The sequence below is a fragment of the Geodermatophilus sp. URMC 65 genome (assembly GCF_053502545.1).
The window spans coordinates 5,017,442-5,036,830 of sequence record NZ_CP199954.1; the positions used below are offsets into that span (position 1 = coordinate 5,017,442).

The 19,389-nt window shown below is 74.1% G+C and carries 14 protein-coding genes; 11 read left to right on the forward strand and 3 right to left on the reverse strand.

The annotated features are described in order from the left end of the window. Positions 1-107 precede the first annotated feature (107 nt). The 10 genes from ACWIX7_RS24290 to ACWIX7_RS24335 all read left to right on the forward strand — a co-directional run bounded on the left by ACWIX7_RS24290 (position 108) and on the right by ACWIX7_RS24335 (position 15,318). Positions 108-3,341, forward strand: coding sequence for an HAD-IA family hydrolase (locus ACWIX7_RS24290; RefSeq protein ID WP_448618965.1), 3,234 nt, complete (start codon positions 108-110; stop codon positions 3,339-3,341). 73 nt (positions 3,342-3,414) lie between these two features. Next, positions 3,415-4,215, forward strand: a complete 801-nt coding sequence (gene otsB / locus ACWIX7_RS24295) for a trehalose-phosphatase (RefSeq protein WP_448618966.1) — start codon at positions 3,415-3,417, stop codon at positions 4,213-4,215. Between the two features lie 38 nt (positions 4,216-4,253). After that, the gene (locus ACWIX7_RS24300) at positions 4,254-5,198 is read left to right on the forward strand and encodes an ROK family glucokinase (protein WP_448618967.1); all 945 of its coding nucleotides are present in this window, start codon (positions 4,254-4,256) and stop codon (positions 5,196-5,198) included. 73 nt (positions 5,199-5,271) lie between these two features. Next, positions 5,272-6,720: a sugar porter family MFS transporter gene (locus ACWIX7_RS24305; protein WP_448618968.1), complete on the forward strand. Its 1,449-nt coding sequence runs from the start codon at positions 5,272-5,274 to the stop codon at positions 6,718-6,720. A 64-nt stretch (positions 6,721-6,784) separates the two neighbouring features. Then, positions 6,785-7,252, forward strand: a complete 468-nt coding sequence (locus tag ACWIX7_RS24310) for a hypothetical protein (protein WP_448618969.1) — start codon at positions 6,785-6,787, stop codon at positions 7,250-7,252. A 21-nt stretch (positions 7,253-7,273) separates the two neighbouring features. Next, positions 7,274-9,910 (forward strand): PEP/pyruvate-binding domain-containing protein, encoded by a 2,637-nt coding sequence (locus ACWIX7_RS24315; protein ID WP_448618970.1) that lies wholly within the window; start codon positions 7,274-7,276, stop codon positions 9,908-9,910. 180 nt (positions 9,911-10,090) lie between these two features. Then, complete coding sequence (gene gdhA / locus ACWIX7_RS24320) at positions 10,091-11,440, forward strand: NADP-specific glutamate dehydrogenase (RefSeq protein ID WP_448618971.1); 1,350 nt, start codon at positions 10,091-10,093, stop codon at positions 11,438-11,440. Positions 11,441-11,517: 77 nt separating this feature from the next. Continuing rightward, positions 11,518-13,212, forward strand: coding sequence for a PHA/PHB synthase family protein (locus ACWIX7_RS24325; protein ID WP_448618972.1), 1,695 nt, complete (start codon positions 11,518-11,520; stop codon positions 13,210-13,212). A gap of 37 nt (positions 13,213-13,249) precedes the next feature. Beyond that, the gene (locus ACWIX7_RS24330; RefSeq protein ID WP_448618973.1) at positions 13,250-14,440 is read left to right on the forward strand and encodes an acyl-CoA dehydrogenase family protein; all 1,191 of its coding nucleotides are present in this window, start codon (positions 13,250-13,252) and stop codon (positions 14,438-14,440) included. Beyond that, a complete protein-coding gene (locus ACWIX7_RS24335) occupies positions 14,437-15,318 on the forward strand; it encodes an alpha/beta fold hydrolase (RefSeq protein WP_448618974.1) in 882 nt (293 codons plus the stop codon). Before ACWIX7_RS24330 ends, ACWIX7_RS24335 begins: the two co-directional genes overlap by 4 nt. On the opposite strand, the gene ACWIX7_RS24340 is transcribed toward ACWIX7_RS24335, so the two are convergent. Both ACWIX7_RS24340 and ACWIX7_RS24345 read right to left on the reverse strand, forming a co-directional pair. Beyond that, the gene (locus ACWIX7_RS24340; protein ID WP_448618975.1) at positions 15,257-16,252 is read right to left on the reverse strand and encodes a GNAT family N-acetyltransferase; all 996 of its coding nucleotides are present in this window, start codon (positions 16,250-16,252) and stop codon (positions 15,257-15,259) included. The genes ACWIX7_RS24335 and ACWIX7_RS24340 overlap by 62 nt on opposite strands. 38 nt (positions 16,253-16,290) lie before the next feature. Then, a complete protein-coding gene (locus tag ACWIX7_RS24345) occupies positions 16,291-17,259 on the reverse strand; it encodes an NADPH:quinone oxidoreductase family protein (protein ID WP_448618976.1) in 969 nt (322 codons plus the stop codon). 309 nt (positions 17,260-17,568) lie between these two features. Here ACWIX7_RS24345 and ACWIX7_RS24350 point away from each other — a divergent pair, with 309 nt between their 5' ends. After that, complete coding sequence (locus tag ACWIX7_RS24350) at positions 17,569-17,973, forward strand: YybH family protein (RefSeq protein WP_448618977.1); 405 nt, start codon at positions 17,569-17,571, stop codon at positions 17,971-17,973. Positions 17,974-18,023: 50 nt separating this feature from the next. On the opposite strand, the gene ACWIX7_RS24355 is transcribed toward ACWIX7_RS24350, so the two are convergent. Next, positions 18,024-19,238, reverse strand: coding sequence for a cytochrome P450 family protein (locus ACWIX7_RS24355; RefSeq protein WP_448618978.1), 1,215 nt, complete (start codon positions 19,236-19,238; stop codon positions 18,024-18,026). Between the last annotated feature and the right edge of the window lie 151 nt (positions 19,239-19,389).

Sequence of the window (19,389 nt, forward strand, 5' to 3'; positions counted from 1 at the left end):
GCCGCACCGAGCGGGCCCCGCACCCGTGCAGCTCTGCCGCACCACCCGACCCGAGCGTCGCCCAGCGCAGCTGAGCACCCAGTCCACCGGGGGCAGGGGGAGACCCGATGTCCGACACCCGACCGTTCCGCGGGGCCGTCTTCGACGTCGACGGGGTGCTCGTCGACTCACCGCACGAACTCGCCTGGCGGGAGGCCTTCCGGGCCCTGATGGAGAGCGACTGGCGGGACGTCCGGGACCAGACGACCTGGACGCCGGAGCGGTTCACGCCCGCCGTCTACCAGGAGGTCATGGCCGGGCGGCCGCGCATGGAGGGTGCCCGGGCGGCCATGGAGTACTTCGGCGTGCCGGACGTCGACACCCGGATCGAGGCGTACGCGGCCGCCAAGCAGGAGCACGTCGTCAAGCTCATCGAGGAGGGCCGCTTCATGGCCTTCCCCGACGCCCTGCGCTTCATCCTCACGGTCAAGGGCGCCGGGATCCCGGTGGCCGCCGCGTCGTCGTCCAAGAACGCCCGGCTCTTCCTCGAGCGGATCCGGCTGGACCTCTTCGTGGCCGAGCAGCGGATCGACTGCGACTTCGTCCCCGAGGGCATGACGCTGCTCGAGCTCTTCGACGCCGACATCTCCGGCCGCGACTTCCCCCGGGGCAAGCCCGACCCGGAGATCTTCCTGACCGCCGCGGCGGAGCTGGGTGTCGACCCCGCTCACTGCTTCGTCACCGAGGACGCGAGCACCGGCATCCAGGCGGCCAAGGCGGCGGGGATGGCGGCCCTGGGCGTGGCCCGGCTCGACGACCGGGACCTCCTCGTGGAGGCGGGCGCGGACCTCGTCGTCACGACGCTGGACGACGTCTCGCGGCGGGCCCTGGCCGGGGGACGGCTGGAGGAGCGGCGGGCCGCGGGCGAGCTGCGACGGCGCCGCACCCAGCAGCCCCCGAGCGTGTGGACGCTGGTCTACGACTCCTTCGACCCGGCTCGACAGGGGCTGCGCGAGGCGCTGCTCGCCACGGGCAACGGCTACGTCGTCACCCGCGGCGCGCTGCCCGAGGCGACGGCGGACGACGTCAACTACCCGGGCACCTACTTCGCCGGTCTCTACGACCGCGCCGAGAGCGAGGTCGGCGGTCGGACCGTCGAGAACGAGGACCTGGTCAACGCGCCCAACTGGCTGCCCCTGCGCTTCCGCGCCGAGGGCGGGGAGTGGTTCGACGCCCGCGGCGCGGGCGTCACCGAGCACCGGTTCGAGCTCGACATCCGGCGCGGCGTCCTGACCCGCCACCTGACCTGGGAGGACGCCGACGGGCGGCGGACGGGCATGACGCAGCAGCGGTTCGTGAGCATGAAGGACGAGCACCTCGCCGGCCTGCTCACCACGTTCACCGCGGAGAACTGGTCGGGCCGGCTGGAGGTGTCCTCCGGGCTGGACGGCCGGGTGGTCAACGCCGGTGTCAAGCGCTACCGCGACCTCACCGGCCGCCACCTCCAGGTCCTCGGCCAGGGCGAGGTCGACGAGCGCACCGTCGACCTGCAGGTGGAGACCCTCCATTCGCACGTCCGGGTCGCCATGGCGGCGCGCACCCGGGTCGTGGCGGAGGGCCACTGGGTCGACGCCGACCGGCGGCTGGTCGAGGAGCCCGGGTACGTGGCCCACCAGCTGGTCCTCGACCTCGAGGAGGGCCGGCCGACGAGCGTCGAGAAGGTCGTCGCGATGTACACCTCGCGCGACCGCGCGATCTCCGAGAGCCGGGACGACGCCCGGCTGGCCGCCGTCGGTGCGGACGACTACGCCGCTCTCCTGGCCCGGCACGCGGGCGCCTGGAACAGCCTGTGGAACCGGTTCGACATCGAGCTCGACAGCGCCAACGAGTGGACCGAGACCGTCCTGCACCTGCACGTGTTCCACCTGCTGCAGACCATCTCCCCGCACACGGCCGACCTCGACGTCGGCGTGCCGGCCCGCGGCTGGCACGGCGAGGCCTACCGGGGGCACGTCTTCTGGGACGAGCTGTTCATCTTCCCGTTCTTCAACTTCGAGCGACCGAGCCTCGCCCGGGCGCTGCTGCGCTACCGCTACGACCGGCTGGGGACGGCGCGGGCGGCGGCCCGGGCCGAGGGCTTCGAGGGTGCGATGTACCCGTGGCAGAGCGGGGCGACCGGCCGGGAGGAGACCCAGCGGGTGCACCTCAACCCGAAGTCGGGGCGCTGGCTGCCCGACCACTCGCACAACCAGCGGCACGTCAACATCGCGATCGCCTACAACGTCTGGCAGCACTACATGGTGACCGGGGACACCGGCTTCCTGCGGTTCACCGGCGCCGAGATGCTCATCGAGATCGCCCGGTTCTGGTCGAGCCTCACGACGTTCGACGCCGCGGAGGGCCGGTACGAGATCACCGGCGTGATGGGCCCGGACGAGTACCACGAGACCTACCCCGGCTCCGACGAGCAGGGCCTGCGCAACAACACCTACACCAACGTCATGGCGGTGTGGGTGCTGCAGCGGGCGCTGGAGACCCTCGACGTCCTGCCGCCGCACTACCGGGAGGAGCTCGTCCACGAGCTGACCATCCGCGACGAGGAGCTCGACCGCTGGCGGGACATCACCAGGAAGATGAGGGTCGTCTTCCACGCCGACGGCGTCCTGACCCAGTTCGAGGGCTACGAGGACCTCCCCGAGTTCGACTGGGACGGCTACCGCGAGCGCTACGGGAACATCCAGCGGCTGGACCGGCTGCTGGAGGCCGAGGGCGACAGCACCGACCGCTACAAGCTGGCCAAGCAGGCCGACGTCCTCATGCTGTTGTTCCTGCTGTCCCGCGACGAGCTGCGCACGCTGCTGCACTCCCTCGGCTACAAGGTGACCCTCGAGCAGCTCGAGCGGACGGTCGACTACCACCTGGAGCGGACCTCGCACGGCTCCACGCTCAGCGGCGTCGTCAGCGCCTGGGTGCTGTCCCGCTACCGGCCCGAGGAGGCCTGGCGGTTCCTGCAGCACGCCCTGGAGAGCGACGTCTCCGACGTCCAGGGCGGGACGACGGCCGAGGGCATCCACCTGGGCGCGATGGCAGGGACGGTCGACATCGTGCTGCGCTGCCTCACCGGCATGCGGGCGCTCGGCCCGGTACTGCGCCTGGACCCGGCGCTGCCGACGGAGGTCAAGCAGCTGCGGTTCAGCGTCCACTACCGCGGCCAGCGGGTGCACGTCGAGCTGGCCGAGGACCGCATCAGGCTCGCGGTGCGGCCGGGCGGCACCACGCCGGTCCACCTGCTCGTGCACGGGCAGCCGGTCGAGCTGGCGCCGGGCCAGGAGCGCGAGCTGGCACTGGAGCGGACACCGTGACCGAGCTCGCGAGGTCACGCCCGAGCGCGGCACCGCCGGTCACGACGACGACGAGCGCCGGCGAGGAGGAGACGTGACCGCCGGGACCGCCCAGGTCGGGGAGGTGGCGCGCGAACTCGCGGGACGGGCCCGGGAGGTCGCGCTGTGCCTGGACTTCGACGGCACCCTCAGCCCGGTGGTCGACGACCCGCAGGCGGCGCGGCCGCTGGAGGGGATCGTCGACCTGCTCGCGCCGCTGGCCCGCCGTTTCGGCGCGGTCGCGATCGTCTCCGGCCGCCCCGCTCCCTACCTCGCCGAGCACGTCGCGGCACCCGGCGTCCGGTACCTCGGGCTCTACGGGCTGCAGGAGGTGTACCAGGGGCAGGTCCGCGTGGACGCGCGGCTGGAGGCGGCGCGGCCGACGGTCGCCGACGCCGAGGCCGCGCTGAGGGACTCACCCGCCGTGCGGGACAGCGGCGCGTGGCTCGAGGACAAGGTCTACTCGGTCGCCGTCCACACCCGGCGCGTCCCCGACCGGGACCGCTGGGCCGAGCCGATCGACCGGACCGCCCGGCGGATCGCCGACGACCTCGGCCTGGAGATCGTGCCCGGGAAGCTGGTCTGGGAGCTGCGGCCGGCGGTGCGGGGGGACAAGGGGGACGCCGTCCGCCGCGTCGTGGAGGAGTCGGGGGCCCGCACCGTCGTCGTGGTCGGGGACGACCTCGGTGACCTGCCCGCGTTCGCCGCGGTGGCCGAGCTCGCCGCGGCGGGCGTTCCCGGGCTGCGCGTGGCCGTCCGCTCGGAGGAGGCACCGCCGGACCTGCTCGCCGCCGCCGACCTGGTGGTCGAGGGGCCCGACGGCGTGCTCGACCTGCTCCGCCGGCTGGCCGCCTGAGGCCGACCACACGAGGCGTACGCACGAGGAGGTGGACCGTGGGGCTCACGATCGGCGTGGACATCGGCGGGACCAAGGTCGCCGCCGGGGTGGTCGACGAGCAGGGCGGGATCGTCGCCAGCGCCCGCCGCGACACACCGTCGAACGACCCGGCCAAGATCGAGATGCTCATCGCGGACGTCGTCCGGGAGCTGCAGGCCTCGCACGACATCGAGGCCGTCGGCATCGGCGCCGCCGGCTTCGTCGACGCCGCGCGGTCCACGGTGGTGTTCGCGCCCAACCTGGCCTGGCGGGACGAGCCGTTGCGCCGGAACCTCGAGAAGCGGTGCGGCCTGCCCGTCGTGGTCGAGAACGACGCCAACGCCGCGGCGTGGGCGGAGGCCCGGTTCGGTGCCGGGCGGGGCCAGCAGTACCTCGTCGTCCTCACCGTCGGGACCGGCCTCGGCGGCGGGCTGGTGATCGGTGGGGAGCTCTACCGGGGGCGGCTCGGCATCGCCGCGGAGTTCGGGCACGTGACGGTGGAGCCCGGGGGACGGCGCTGCGGCTGCGGCGGCCGCGGCTGCTGGGAGCGCTACGCCAGCGGCCGGGCGCTCATCCTCGAGGCGCAGGAGCTCGCCACCGTCTCGCCCGCCATCGCCGGCCGGTTGCTCGAGCTGGCCAGCGGCCAGCCGGAGGCGATCACCGGGCTGGACGTCACCCGTGCCGCCCAGGACGGCGACGAGGCGGCCCTGGAGGCGTTCCGGGTCATCGGCACCTGGCTCGGGCAGGGCATGGCGGCCCTCGCCGCGGTCCTGGACCCGGGGATGTTCGTGCTCGGCGGTGGGGTCTCCGCCGCCGGCGAGCTGCTGCGCGAGCCGGCCGAGCGGTCGCTGCAGGAGCGGATCACCGCGCGGGCGTACCGGGAGGTGCCCGGCGTCCGGCTCGCCGAGCTGGGCCCCGAGGCCGGGATCGTCGGCGCCGCCGACCTCGCGCGGCGCCGGTGACGAGCACGGTGCCCGGCGGGTGGCCGGGGAGCACGGGACGTGGCAGCGACCAGGGCACAGCGGAGGGGATCAGATGAGCGAGCACGGTTCGTTCAGCGAGCAGGCGTCCATCTACGACGACGCCGACACCGGGAGTGGCCGCAGCGCGATACGCATCGCGTCGGTGGCCGCGCTGGGCGGGTTCCTGTTCGGCTACGACAGCGCGGTCATCAACGGCGCCGTCGCCGCGGTGGAGGACCGGTTCGACGTGGCGCCGGGTCCGCTCGGCTTCGCCGTCGCCTCGGCCCTCCTCGGGGCCGCGGCCGGCGCGCTGACGGCCGGGAAGTTCGCCGACCGCTTCGGCCGGCTGTTCACCATGAAGGTCGCCGCGGTGCTGTTCTTCGTCAGCGCCCTGGTCACCGGGTTCGCGCCCAACCTGATCATCCTGATCCTCGGCCGCATCGTCGGCGGCATCGGCGTCGGCGTGGCCTCGGTCATCGCCCCGGCCTACATCGCGGAGGTCGCCCCGGCGCGGATCCGGGGCCGCCTCGGCTCGCTGCAGCAGCTGGCCATCGTCACCGGCATCTTCCTGTCCCTGCTGGTCGACTTCGCCTTCGCGGCGGCGGCCGGGGGGTCGCGCGAGCCGTTCTGGTTCGGGCTCGAGGCGTGGCGGTGGATGTTCCTCGCCATGGCGATCCCGGCCGTCATCTACGGCCTGCTCACCATGACCATCCCCGAGTCGCCGCGCTACCTCATCGCCACGCACCGGATCCCCGAGGCGCGGCGGATCCTGAGCTCCCTGCTCGGCGAGCGCGGTCTCGACATCAAGATCAACCGGATCCGGGAGACGATGGAGCGCGAGAAGCCGCCCTCCTGGGCGGACCTGCGCGCGCCGCGGAGCGGGCTGCTGCCGATCGTCTGGGTGGGTCTGGGCCTGTCGGTCTTCCAGCAGTTCGTCGGGATCAACGTGATCTTCTACTACTCGAACGTCCTGTGGGAGGCCGTCGGCTTCAGCGAGTCCGACGCCTTCGTCATCACGGTGATCACGTCGGTGGTGAACATCGCGACCACCCTGATCGCGATCGCCACGGTCGACCGCTTCGGCCGGCGGCCGCTGCTGCTCATCGGCTCGGTGGGGATGGCCGTCACGCTCGGCACCCTGACGGTGATCTTCGGGACCGCGCCGGTGAACGCCGAGGGCAACCCGGTGCTCTCGGGTGCGACCGGCCCGATCGCGCTGGTCGCGGCGAACCTGTTCGTGGTCGCCTTCGGCATGTCCTGGGGCCCGGTGGTCTGGGTCCTGCTCGGCGAGAAGTTCCCCAACCGGATCCGCGCCGCGGCGCTGGCCTTCGCCGCCGGCGGTCAGTGGGTGGCCAACTGGCTGATCACGGTGAGCTTCCCCAAGCTGAGCGACGCGTCCCTCGGCCTGGCCTACGGCTTCTACACCGTCTGCGCGGTGCTGTCGTTCGTCTTCGTGCTGCGCTGGGTGCAGGAGACCAAGGGCAAGGAGCTGGAGGAGATGCAGACCGGAGCCCGGGCGTGAGGGCCCGGGCGGGCGTCCACCCGCAGACGCCGTCGGCAGGTCGATCGGACAGGAGGTCGGTCCCATGCGCAGGGTCCTCGTCGTCGCCAACCAGACCATCGGCGGGCCCGAGCTGAGGAGGGAGCTCGAGCGCCGCGTGCAGGCCGGGGAGTGCTCTTTCCACGTGGTGGTCCCGAACACGGCCGCGGCGAACTACCACGTCGTCCCCGCGGCCGGGGGCCTCGTCCCCATGCCCACCCTAGCCACCGGGTACGGCGGCCCGGCGACCGACGAGGAGGCCACCGAGGAGGCCCAGGGCCGGCTCGCGGAGATCCTCGCCGAGCTCGGCGAGCTGGGCGCCCGGGCCGAGGGCTCCCTCGGCCGGGCCGACCCCGTCGAGGCCGTCGGGGACGCCCTCGCCGCGGGACGGTTCGACGAGATCGTCGTCGCGACCCTGCCCAAGCGGGTGTCGCGCTGGCTGGGCTCCGGTGTCCCGGACCAGATCGAGCGGCGCTTCGGACTGCCGGTGACGACCGTGGTCGCCCGCGGCTGACCGGGAGGGAGGGCCGGCGCCATGGGTACCGCGCCGCAGTCCGCAGCGACGCCCACGGGCCGGCACCCGGTCGTCGTCCCGCTGCGGGACCTCGACGCCTCGGCCCTCGCCCTGGCCGGTGGCAAGGCGGCCAACCTCGGTGAGCTGATCGGAGCCGGGTTCCCGGTCCCCGACGGCTTCTGCGTGACCACGGACGCCTACGCCGAGCTGGCGGTCGCGGCCGGTCTCGCCGAGCTGCTCGACGGGCCGGCCCTGCCCGCCGCCGAGCTGGCCCGGGCTGCGCGGGAACGGATCCTGGCCGCCCCCGTGCCGCGGTCCGTGGCCGCGGCGGTCGCGGACGCCTACGCGGGGCTCGGCGACTCGGTCCCGGTCGCGGTCCGGTCCTCGGCCACGGCCGAGGACCTCCCGTTCGCCAGCTCCGCCGGCCAGCAGGACACCTACCTGGACGTCATCGGGGAGGACGGCGTCCTCGACGCGGTGCACCGCTGCTGGGCCTCGCTGTGGACCGACCGCGCCGTCGTCTACCGGGAGCGGAACGGCATCGACTCCACCCGGACCCGGCTGGCGGTCGTGGTGCAGCGGATGGTCGACGCCGCGGTGGCCGGCGTGATGTTCACGGCCAACCCGGTCACCGGACGGCGGACCGAGACCGTCGTCGACGCCGCGCCCGGGCTCGGGGACGCCGTGGTGAGCGGCTCGGTCGACCCCGACCACGTCGTGCTCGACAGCGCGACAGGCGCCGTGCTCGAACGCCGCCTGGGCGGCGGGCGCGACGCCTGCCTCACCGACGAGCAGCTCCGGGCCCTGACCCGGCTCGGCGCCCGCGTGCAGGAGCACTACGGGGCACCGCAGGACACCGAGTGGGCGATCGACGGGGCCGGGACGCTGTGGCTCACCCAGGCCCGCCCCGTGACGACGCTGTTCCCCGTCCCGCAGCGCCCGGCCCGGGACGACGGCCTGCGCGTCTGGTTCTGCGCCAGCCTCGCGCAGGGGCTGACCCGGCCGCTCACCCCCATGGGGATCTCGGCCCTCCGCCTGCTGGGCGGGTCGGCCCTGCGCCTCGCCGGACGCCCCCCGGCCGATCCGGTGGCCGGCGCACCCGGCATGCAGGACGCCGCCGGTCGGCTGTTCTTCGACATCACGCCGATCGTGCGCAGCAGGGCGGGCCGGACGTACTTCCCCCGGCTGCTCGACGTCATGGAGGCGCGCTCGGCCGTCGTCCTGCGCGGCCTGTTCGACGATCCACGGCTGTCGGTCGTGCACCGCTCCTGGCGGCCGGTGGCACGGCGGCTGGCGTTCGTGGCCGCGCGGTACGGCGTCCCGCTGCAGGTGGTGCAGGCCCTGGTCAGCCCGGCCGCCGCCCGCCGGCGGCTCGACCGCCTCGGCGCGGGGCTCCGGGAGCGCCCGCTGCCAGGGGACCAGGCGCCCGCGATCGAGCGGCTGGACGCCGTCCTCGACCTCCTCGGCGACGCGATCCCGCAGGTCGTGCCACGGGTGGCGCCGCCCATGGCGACCGGGTTCGGCCTGCTCGGCCTGGCGGGGGTGCTGCTGGGCCCCGACGCGCACCCGGGGGACCTCGCGACGGTGCTCCGGGGACTGCCGCACAACGTGACCACGGAGATGGACCTGGACCTCTGGCGGCTGGCGACCGCCGTGCGCGCCTGCGCGGCGTCCGCCGACGCGGTGCGGCACGGGACGGCGGTGGAGCTGGCCGAGCGGTACCGGGCCGGCACGCTGCCCCCCGTCCTGCAGCGCGGACTGGGCGACTTCCTGGGCCGCTACGGGTTCCGTGCCGTGGCCGAGATCGACGTCGGGGTGCCCCGGTGGGCCGAGAACCCGGCCCACCTCCTCGGCGTCCTCGCCAACTACCTGCAGCTGGACGACTCCGGCCGGGCACCGGACGCCGTCTTCGCCGGCTCGGCCGCGCAGGCCGAGGGCATGGTGGCCGTGCTGACCGATCGTGCCCATCGGCGCGGACGGCTGCGTGGGGCCCTGGTCGCGCTCGCGCTGGACCGCGCCCGCCAGCTGGCCGGCCTGCGCGAGCTGCCCAAGTACGACCTCGTGCTGGTGCTCGGTCGGGTGCGGGCCCTGCTGGCGTCCATCGGCGCGGACCTCGTGACGGCCGGGGTGCTCGCGGAGGCCGGCGACGTGTTCGCCCTGGAGCTGGGGGAGGTCCGGGACGCGCTGCGTGGTGGCGGGGGGCTGCAGGACGTGGTCGCCGGGCGCCGCGTGACGTACGAGCGCGAGATGGCCCGGCGGCGCGTACCGCGCGTGCTGCTCAGCGACGGCACCGAGCCGGAGGCGGTGTCGGCCGGGCCACCCGCGGATGCCGGTGCCCTCGTGGGCACCGCGGCGTCGGCCGGGACGGTGACCGGGCGGGCGCGCGTCGTGCTCGAGCCCACGGGCGCGCACCTCGTGCCCGGCGAGGTCCTGGTCGCGCCGTCCACCGATCCCGGGTGGACGCCGCTGTTCCTCACCGCCGGCGGGCTGGTCATGGAGATGGGTGGGGCCAACTCCCACGGGGCCGTCGTGGCCCGCGAGTACGGGATCCCCGCAGTCGTCGGTGTCCCCGGTGCGACGAGTCACCTCGTCACCGGCCAGGAGGTCACCGTCGACGGCACGCGCGGGATGGTCATCGCCGGGGCGACGCCGGACTGAGCCGCGGGTTGCCGCGACCTGCGTCCACGAGCGGGTGGTTCCCGGCGACGGGGCCGGTCCGTGCGGGGGCGGTCGCACGCCCCCACGGCCCCGTACCCCGAGGACGATCCCGTTCCGGACGGCTCGTACGGTCCTCCGAGACCGCCCGGTGGACGCCGGGAGGGTGAGGATCGGAGAGCAGTGAACGCAGACGTGCCGCCGGTCGTGGAGCGGATCTACGACGAGGTCCTCCGCCGGAACCCGGGTGAGGTCGAGTTCCACCAGGCCGTCCGCGAGGTGCTCGAGTCCCTCGCGGTCGTGCTGACGCGGCACGCCGAGTACACCGAGATGAAGACCGTCGAGCGCATCTGCGAGCCCGAGCGGCAGATCATCTTCCGCGTGCCGTGGCAGGACGACCGCGGCGAGGTGCACATCAACCGCGGCTTCCGGGTCGAGTTCAACTCCGCGCTGGGCCCCTACAAGGGCGGCCTGCGGTTCCACCCCTCGGTGAACCTGAGCATCATCAAGTTCCTCGGCTTCGAGCAGGTCTTCAAGAACGCCCTCACCGGGATGCCGATCGGCGGCGGCAAGGGCGGCTCCGACTTCGACCCCAAGGGCCGCTCCGACGCCGAGATCATGCGGTTCTGCCAGTCGTTCATGACCGAGCTCTACCGCCACCTGGGGGAGTACACCGACGTGCCGGCCGGCGACATCGGCGTCGGCAGCCGCGAGATCGGCTACCTGTTCGGCCAGTACAAGCGGATCACCAACCGCTACGAGTCCGGGGTGCTCACCGGCAAGGGCCTCGGCTGGGGCGGCTCGCTGGTGCGGACCGAGGCCACCGGCTACGGCGCGGCCTTCTTCGCCGACGAGATGCTCAAGGCCCGCGGCGAGTCCTTCGACGGGCGGCGGGTCGTGGTCTCGGGGTCGGGCAACGTGGCCGTCTACGGCGTCGAGAAGGTGCACCAGCTCGGCGGGACGGCGGTCGCCTGCTCGGACTCCAGCGGCTACGTCGTCGACGAGAAGGGCATCGACCTCGACGTCCTCAAGCAGGTGAAGGAGGTCGAGCGCGGTCGGATCAGCGCCTACGCCGACCGGGTCGCCTCGGCGACCTTCGTCGAGGGCGGCAGCATCTGGGACGTCCCCTGCGACCTCGCCATCCCCAGTGCCACGCAGAACGAGCTGGACGGCGATGCCGCGACGACGCTGGCCCGCAACGGCTGCCGGTACGTCGTCGAGGGCGCGAACATGCCCTCCACCCCGGACGCGGTGCGGGTGTTCCGCGAGGCCGGGATCGCCTTCGCCCCGGGCAAGGCCGCCAACGCCGGCGGGGTGGCCACCTCCGCGCTGGAGATGCAGCAGAACGCCTCGCGGGACCGCTGGACCTTCGAGCACACCGAGGCCCGCCTCGAGGAGGTCGTGCGCGACATCCACACCCGCTGCCACGAGACGGCCGAGGAGTACGGCTCCCCGGGCGACCTCGTGCTCGGGGCCAACGTGGCGGGGTTCCTGCAGGTCGCGGAGGCGGTGCACTCCCTCGGTCTGGTGTGACACCGGCCCCCCGCTTTTGTGAGCGCGGCGGCACGGTGGCAGGGTCTTGGGGGGAGTCGTCAGAGAGGGAGGCCGGCATGGCATCGGAGGACGACACGCGTGAGGTGGCGGGGGCGGCCGGGCCGCTCGACCTGCTGCTGACCCAGGCGGCCCAGGGGACGCTGCGGCGGCTGTCCCCGGGGAAGCCGGGCTTGAAGTTGCTGGGCGGGCTGGCGCGCCGTCCGGACCGGGTGGCCGCACGGGCGCGGTCACTGGCCGGCCAGCTGGCGCAGATCGCCGTCGGCACGTGCGACGTGGCCCCCTCCAAGCGGGACCGGCGCTTCGCCGACCCGGCGTGGACGGAGAACCCGCTGCTGCGGCGCCTGGTGCAGGCCTACCTCGTCACCGGCGAGACCGCGCTCGGCCTGCTGCACGACGTGCCGCTGGAGTGGAAGGACGCCGAGCGGGTGCGCTTCGCCGGCACCAACCTGGTCGACGCGCTCGCGCCCAGCAACAACCCGCTGATCAGCCCGGTGGCGTGGAAGGCCGTCATCGACACCGCCGGCGCCAACATCGTGCGGGGCCCGCGGAACCTGGTGCGCGACCTGGCCAGCCCGCCGCGGGTGCCGACGATGGTCGACCCGGACGCCTACGAGGTGGGCGAGGACCTCGCCGTCACCCCCGGCGCGGTCGTGCTGCGCACGCCGGTCTTCGAGCTGATCCAGTACCGGCCGACGACGGAGACCGTCCGCACGGTGCCCGTGCTCATCGTGCCGCCGACGATCAACAAGTACTACGTGCTCGACCTCGCGCCCGGACGCAGCCTGGTCGAGCACCTCGTCGGCCAGGGCCAGCAGGTCTTCATGGTCTCCTGGCGCAACCCCGACGCCCGGCACCGCGACTGGGGCTTCGACACCTACGCCACTGCCATCCTCGACGCCCTCGACGCCGTCGAGGAGATCACCGGCGAGGACGCCACCCACCTGATGGGCACGTGCTCGGGCGGCATCCTGGCCAGCATGACCGCCGCCGTCCTGGCCGCGAAGGGGCGGCAGGACCGGCTGGCCAGCCTGAGCCTGCTGGTCACCGTGCTGGACCAGACGCGCGCCGGCCTGCTCGGCGCGACGATGGACCCGGACACCGCCGCGCAGTCCGTCGCGGCGTCCCAGCGCGCCGGCTACCTCGACGGCCGCAAGCTCGCCGAGGTGTTCGCCTGGCTGCGGCCCAACGACCTGATCTGGAACTACTGGGTCAACAACTACCTGCAGGGCAAGCGGCCGCCGAAGTTCGACATCCTGTCCTGGAACTCCGACACCACCCGGATGACCGCCCAGCTGCACGCCGACTTCGTCGACATGGCCCTGGGCAACAAGCTCACCCGGCCCGGCAGCGTGACCCTGCTCGGCACCGAGGTGGACCTCAGCCAGGTCACCGTCGACTCCTACGTGCTGGCCGGGTCCGCCGACCACATCTGCCCGTGGCAGTCGTGCTATCGCAGCAGCCAGCTGCTCGGCGGCAAGATGCGCTTCGTGCTCTCCACCAACGGGCACATCGCGGCGCTGGTCAACCCGCCGGGCAACCCCAAGTCCAGCTACCGGGTCACCGACGACAACTCGGCCGCGGTCGAGGAGTGGAGCGACACCGCCCGCACCGAGAAGGGCTCCTGGTGGCCGGACTACTCCGCGTGGCTCGGGGAACGCTCCGGGCCGGACAAGCCGGCGCCCGAGCAGCTCGGCAGCGCCCGGTTCCGGGTCCGGGAGGACGCCCCGGGCAGCTACGTCCGGGACAAGTGACACGCGGACCGGCACGCTGCGACGGGAGGCGACTGACGTGACGTTGGCAGAGGGCATCGGCAACGCACTGTCCACCGACTACTTCCAGCTGCGCGAGGAGCTCTCGCCCGAGCAGATGGACCACCTGATGCGCACCCGGGCCTTCGTCGAGGACGAGGTGCTGCCGGTGATCAACGGCTACTGGGAGCGCGCGGAGTTCCCCCGGGAGCTGGCCGAGAAGCTGGGCGCGGCAGGCCTGGTCGGTGACGGCATCGAGGGCTACGGCTGCCCGCCGATGGACCACCTCTCCGCCGGCCTCATCCACATGGAGCTCAACCGCGGCGACGGCAGCCTGGGCACCTTCCTCGGCGTCCAGGCGGGGCTGGCGATGAAGTCGATCGCCATGCTCGGCTCGGAGGAGCAGAAGCAGCGCTGGCTGCCGCCGATGGCCCGCTGCGAGGCGCTCGGCGCCTTCGCCCTCACCGAGCCCGACCACGGGTCGGACTCGATCGCCCTGGAGACGTCGGCCCGCCGGGACGGCGACTCCTACGTGCTCAACGGGTCGAAGAAGTGGATCGGCAACGGCACCGTCGCCGACGTCGTCGTGGTGTGGGCCCGCGACACCGACGACCGCCAGGTGAAGGGCTTCCTCGTCGAGAAGGGGACGCCGGGCTACCGGGCGCGCCGGATCGAGGGCAAGGGGTCGCTGCGCGCCGTGTGGCAGGCCGAGATCGAGCTCGAGGACCTGCGCGTCCCGGCCGAGAACCACCTGCCGGGCTCGCGCAGCTTCAAGGACACCGGGGCGGTGCTGGCCACCACCCGCGGCTCCTGCGCCTGGATGGCCCTGGGCCACGCCGTCGCCGGGTACGAGGCGGCGCTGACCTACGCCGGGCGGCGCAAGCAGTTCGGCAAGCCGCTGGTGGAGTTCCAGCTCATCCAGGAGCGGCTGGTCGGGATGCTGGCGAAGGTCACCGCGATGCAGCTGTACTGCCGGCGGCTGGCCGACCTGGGGATGGCCGGGCGCGTCGAGCCGACGCTGGCCGGGCTGGCCAAGGCGCACAACACCAGCACCGCCCGCGCGGTGCTCGCCGAGGCCCGCGACCTGCTCGGCGGCAACGGGATCCTGCTGGACTTCCACGTCATCCGGCACATGGCCGACATCGAGTCGATCCACACCTTCGAGGGCACCGAGACCATCCAGACCCTCATCGTCGGCCGGGACATCACCGGCGCCTCGGCATTCGCGTGAGGCCGGCGGAGGTCCGCACCATCCAGGTGGGGGAGGTGCGGCTGCGGACGTCGGTCCGCGGCTCGGGGCGTCCGCTGCTGCTCATCACCGGCCTGGGCGCCAGCCTGGAGCTGGCCGAGTCCTTCGAGCGGGAGCTCGCCGCCCGCGGCCGCCAGGTGATCAGCTTCGACGCGCCCGGCATCGGTGGCTCGACGCCGTACCGCACCCCGCGGCGGATGCCGGGGCTGGTGCGGACCGTGATCGGGCTGCTCGACGCCCTCGGGCTGGACGAGGTGGACGTCTTCGGCGTCTCCCTCGGCGGTGTGGTGGCCCAGCAGCTGGCCCACCAGGCACCCCACCGGGTGCGGGGCCTGGTGCTCGCGGCCACCGCCCCCGGGGTGGGCGGCATGCCGGGGGCGCCGTCGGCCCTGCTGGCGCTGGCGACGCCGCGCCGGTACCGCGACGTCGAGCACTACCTGTCGATCGCCGGGCGCATCTACGGCGGCATGGCGCGCACCGACCCGCACCGGCTGCTGCGCACGGTCATCGGCCGGGTGCGGCCCCCGTCGGTGATCGGGTACGTCGGCCAGCTCTACGCGATCACCGGGTGGACCAGCATGCCCTGGCTGCACACCCTGCGGCAGCCGACGCTGGTGCTGGCGGGGGACGACGACCCGATCATCCCGCTGGTCAACGGGCGGATCCTCGCCTGGCGCATCCCGAACGCGACGATGCACGTCGTCCGCGGCGGGGGACACCTGTTCATCCTCGAGCGCCCGGCGGAGATGGCCGGCCTGATCACGTCCTTCCTCGAGGGGGAGCCCGTCGCGACGAGGGTCAGGTCCGGCGCGACCAGGTGGACAGACCACCCGCGCGACGGAAGCCCAGTGCCTCGTTGACCGCGACCATCGGCCGGTTGGACTCCGAGTTGTAGGTGCTGATCCGCCGCACCTGCGGCGACGTCGCGGCCAGCTCCCGCAGCACCGCGACCTTGACGCGGGCGCCGAGGCGGTGCCCGCGGTGCTCGCGCAGCACCAGCGTGGCGCCCTGGTGGGCGCGCTCGGGCTGCTCCAGCGGCACGTGCAGCTCGGTGTAGGCGACCAGCCGGCCGTCGCGGACCGCGCCGCCGGTGAGCACCGTGCGGCCCCGGGCGACGTGCGCCGCCTCGTCCTCGCGGATCCGGGCGACGTCCCAGTGCTCCTCCTCGACCGGCACGTCCCCGCTCGGTGCGTCGGTCGACATCCGGCGGCCGAGCAGGGCGCGGTCCTCGGCCAGGGCGTCCGGCGTCCGGTCCCGCCAGGTGAGCACCTCGTAGTCCTCGCCGGCGGCACGGGCCTCGGTCTCGAGCGCCGCGAGCCGTGCCTCGTCCACCGGGAGCGCCAGGTCGCGGCGGCTCTCCTGCAGGTCGCACGTCCACCCGTGGTGCCGGGCGAACGCGCGCCCGGCGGTGTCCGGCACCGGCTCGTCGACCTCCGCGACCATCGCCGTCCGCCCGGCCGCCGCGGCGATCCGACCGGCCTCCTCCAGCAGCGCGCTGCCGACGCCCCGGCGGCGGGCGTCCGGGTCCACCGCCAGGTCGACGTACGCGACGGTCGTGTTGTCGCGCACCGGCAGGAGCAGCCGCAGCGCGCCGACGACGGCGTCCCCGGCGACCGCGGCCCGGTGGGTGCCCTCCATCGAGCCACCCGGCTCGACCAGCCGGCGTCCCAGGGCCACGTGGTCGCGCGCCGTCCGCGGCAGCTCGTCCGGGCGGTCCGCGCGCTGGCTCGCCGCCCACACCTCGCACCAGGCGGCGAAGCGCGCGTCGTCGGGGTCGGTCTCCAGGATCCGCACCTCCCCGTTGTAGCGAGGGGCGCAACGGGGTTTCCCGGTCAAGGGAGCAGGGCGAGCTTCCCCACGACCTCCCGTCGGGCCAGCCGCGTGAGGGCGTGCGCGGCCTCGTCGAGCGGGAGGGAGGTGGGCGGCGGCGGCCGGAGCTCGCCGCGCGCGATGCGCCCGAGGACGTCGGACACGAGCGCGTTCGCGGCCTCGGGCTCGGTCCGGGCCCAGTCACCCCAGTCGACCCCGATGACGCTGCGGTTGCGCAGCAGGACGACGTTGGCCGGCAGCCGGGGGATCTCCCCGCCGGCGAACCCGACCACGCAGAACCGCCCGTAGCCGGTGAGCGAGCGCAGCGCCGTCTCGGCCAGCGGGCCGCCGACCGGGTCGATGACGACGTCCGCCCCGCCCCCGGTCACCTCGCGGACGCGGTCCTTCAGGTCGGTGTAGTCGAGGACGACCTCGGCACCGGCCGCGGTGGCGGCGGTCCGCTTGGCCTCGCTGCTGGCGGCGCCCAGAACCCGGGCGCCGGCCGCGCGGGCGACGTCCACCGCGGCCAGGCCGATCGCCCCGCCCGCGCCGAGTACGAGGACCCACTCACCGGGCTCGACGCGCACGCGGTGTGCCAGGGCGAAGGACAGGGTGCTGTAGTTCTCGATCGCGGTGGCCGCGAGCTCCGGCGCCAGGCCCGGCGGCAGCCGGCACAGCGCTGCGGCGGGGACCACGAGGTGCGTGGTGAACCCGCCACCGGCCATCGACAGCACGGCGACCGGGTCGCCGACCTCGACCGCCCCGACGCCCTCGCCGACGGCGCGCACCCGGCCGGCCACCGCGGACCCCGGCGTCCAGGGCAGCAGCGGCCGCACCTGGTAGCGCCCCTCGACCATCAGGCCGTCCACGAAGCTGACCGCGGCCGCCTCGACGGCCACCACCACCTCGCCGGGCCCCGGTGTGGGGTCGGGCTCCTCCACGAGGGTCAGTCCGTCGACCGGACCGAACTCCCGACACACGATGCGCCGCACGCGTCCTCCTCGGTGGCCGCCCCGACGGCTGCTGGACCGCAGCAGACCACGGATCCGGGTGCTCGTCGCGCCGTCGTCCCGGCGGACCCGTCCCGGTCCCTGCGCCGGCCCGCCCACCTCGGGTGAACCCCGACAGGACGCAGGGGAGCCTCGTGCGGTCCAGCGCTGCGAGCACCACCGCTGGTCACCGCGCCACCGCGGGAGACCACGGCGCGCCCGCCCGCCCGTCCGTCGAGGGCGCGCGGGGACTCGGGACCGCCGGTGCGGGCTAGCGTCGCCGCCGCTGTGTCCCGTCGAGTAGGGAGCCTCATGGCACGCGGCGTCGCCCTCGCAGACATCCACCCGTCCGTCGAGAAGGGGGTCAACGACCAGGACCTGGACGGCCTGATGGCGCTCTACGCGCCGGACGCGACGATGGTCCTGCCGGATGGCTCCACAGTGACCGGCACCGAGGCCATCCGCGAACTGTGGTCCGGGCTCCTCGCGATGGGGGGCCGGATGACGCTGCGCACCCGCTACGCCATCGAGGCCGGTGACCTGGCCGTCCTCAGCAACGAGTGGACGTACACCGCGGGCGAACAGACGGTGGGCGCGACCACGGCCGAGGTCGCCCGGCGGCAAGCCGACGGTGGCTGGTTGTACGTCGTCGACCATCCGTACGCGGGACTCGAGGCGGAGGAACTGGCCGCGCTGGCCGCCGCGATGCAGGGCTGACTCCGCGGGTGCTGCGTGCGGCGCGGCGCTCGGTCGCACCGGGCGCCGGTTCAGCGCAGTCGCACGGGCAGCCGGGTCAGGCCGCGCATGAGGATGCTCTGCCGCCAGGTCAACGCGGCGGGGTCGACGGCGAGGGCCAGGTCGGGGAAGCGGTCGAGCAGGGTGCGGAACGCGACCTCGCCCTCCAGCCGGGCCAGCGGCGCGCCCAGGCAGTGGTGGATGCCGTGCCCGAAGGCCAGGTGCCCGGCCTCGCGGTGCAGGTCCAGCTCGTCGGGGTCGGCGTAGTGCTCCGGGTCGCGGTTGGCCGACGCCAGCGACACCAGCACCACCTCGCCGGTGGGGATGGTGGTGCCGCCGACCTCGACCGGCGCGGTGGTGTACCGGAACGTGGCCAGGTTGACCGGCCCGTCGAAGCGCAGCAGCTCCTCGACCGCGGCCGGCACCAGACCGGGGTCGGCGCGCAGCTCCGCGAGCCGGTCGGGACGGCGCAGCAGCGCCAGCACCCCGTTGCCGATGAGGTTGACCGTCGTCTCGTGGCCGGCGACCAGCAGCAGGAAGGCCATGGACACGGTCTCGTCGGCCGAGAGCCGGTCGGCGTCCTCGGAGGCGGCGACGATCGCCGACAGCACGTCGTCCGCCGGGTGCGCCCGCTTCTGCGCCACGAGGTCGGTCAGGTACACGGCCATCGACATGCCGGCGGCAGTGCGCTCGTCGACCGCGCCGTCGGAGGACAGGAGCGTGTTCGACCAGCGGCGGAACGACGTCCGCTCGGCGTCCGGCACGCCGAGCAGCTCGCAGATGACGCCCATCGGCAGCGGGAAGGCGAAGGCGTCGAGCAGGTCCACCTCCGCGGGTCCGGCGGCCATGCGGTCGGCGAGCCGGCCGGCGATCGCCTCGATCTGCGGGCGGAGGGCGGCGATGGCCCGCACCGTGAAGGCCCGGCTGACCAGCTTGCGCAGCCGGGTGTGGTCGGGCGGGTCGGTGCTGAGCATGTGCCGGTTGAGCTCCTGGGTGAACGCCACCCGGGAACTCGACGGCAGCGGCTTGCTCTCCAGCACCCGGGCGAACCCGTCGGCGTCCTTGGCCAGCCGCGGGTCGGTGAGCGCCTCCCTGACGTCGTCGTACGGCGTCACCAGCCAGACCGGCATGCCCACTGGGGTCACCGCCCGCGCCACCGGCTCCTCGACCCGCAGCCGCGCGTACAGCGCGTACGGGTCGGCGAAGAAGCCCGCGTCGAGCGGGACGACGGGGGCAGCGAGGTCCATGGCCCGAGGTTCCCGACACCGCCGAGCGCACGCCAGGTGCCTAGGTCCCACGTGGCGCGGACCCTGGACGCCCACGTCAGCCCGCCACTACGGTCCCCGGCGACCACGGGTGCCCCGCGTGCCGACCGCCCCCGGCCGGCCCCGCCCGTGG

Bases quoted from the DNA above. Each gene is read 5' to 3' on its own strand.
- ACWIX7_RS24310 (WP_448618969.1), top strand. From the start codon at position 6,785: ATGCGCAGGGTCCTCGTCGTCGCCAACCAGACCATCGGCGGGCCCGAG.
- ACWIX7_RS24305 (WP_448618968.1), top strand. From the start codon at position 5,272: ATGAGCGAGCACGGTTCGTTCAGCGAGCAGGCGTCCATCTACGACGAC.
- ACWIX7_RS24290 (WP_448618965.1), top strand. From the start codon at position 108: ATGTCCGACACCCGACCGTTCCGCGGGGCCGTCTTCGACGTCGACGGG.
- ACWIX7_RS24315 (WP_448618970.1), top strand. From the start codon at position 7,274: ATGGGTACCGCGCCGCAGTCCGCAGCGACGCCCACGGGCCGGCACCCG.
- ACWIX7_RS24325 (WP_448618972.1), top strand. From the start codon at position 11,518: ATGGCATCGGAGGACGACACGCGTGAGGTGGCGGGGGCGGCCGGGCCG.
- ACWIX7_RS24355 (WP_448618978.1), bottom strand. From the start codon at position 19,238: ATGGACCTCGCTGCCCCCGTCGTCCCGCTCGACGCGGGCTTCTTCGCC.
- ACWIX7_RS24350 (WP_448618977.1), top strand. From the start codon at position 17,569: ATGGCACGCGGCGTCGCCCTCGCAGACATCCACCCGTCCGTCGAGAAG.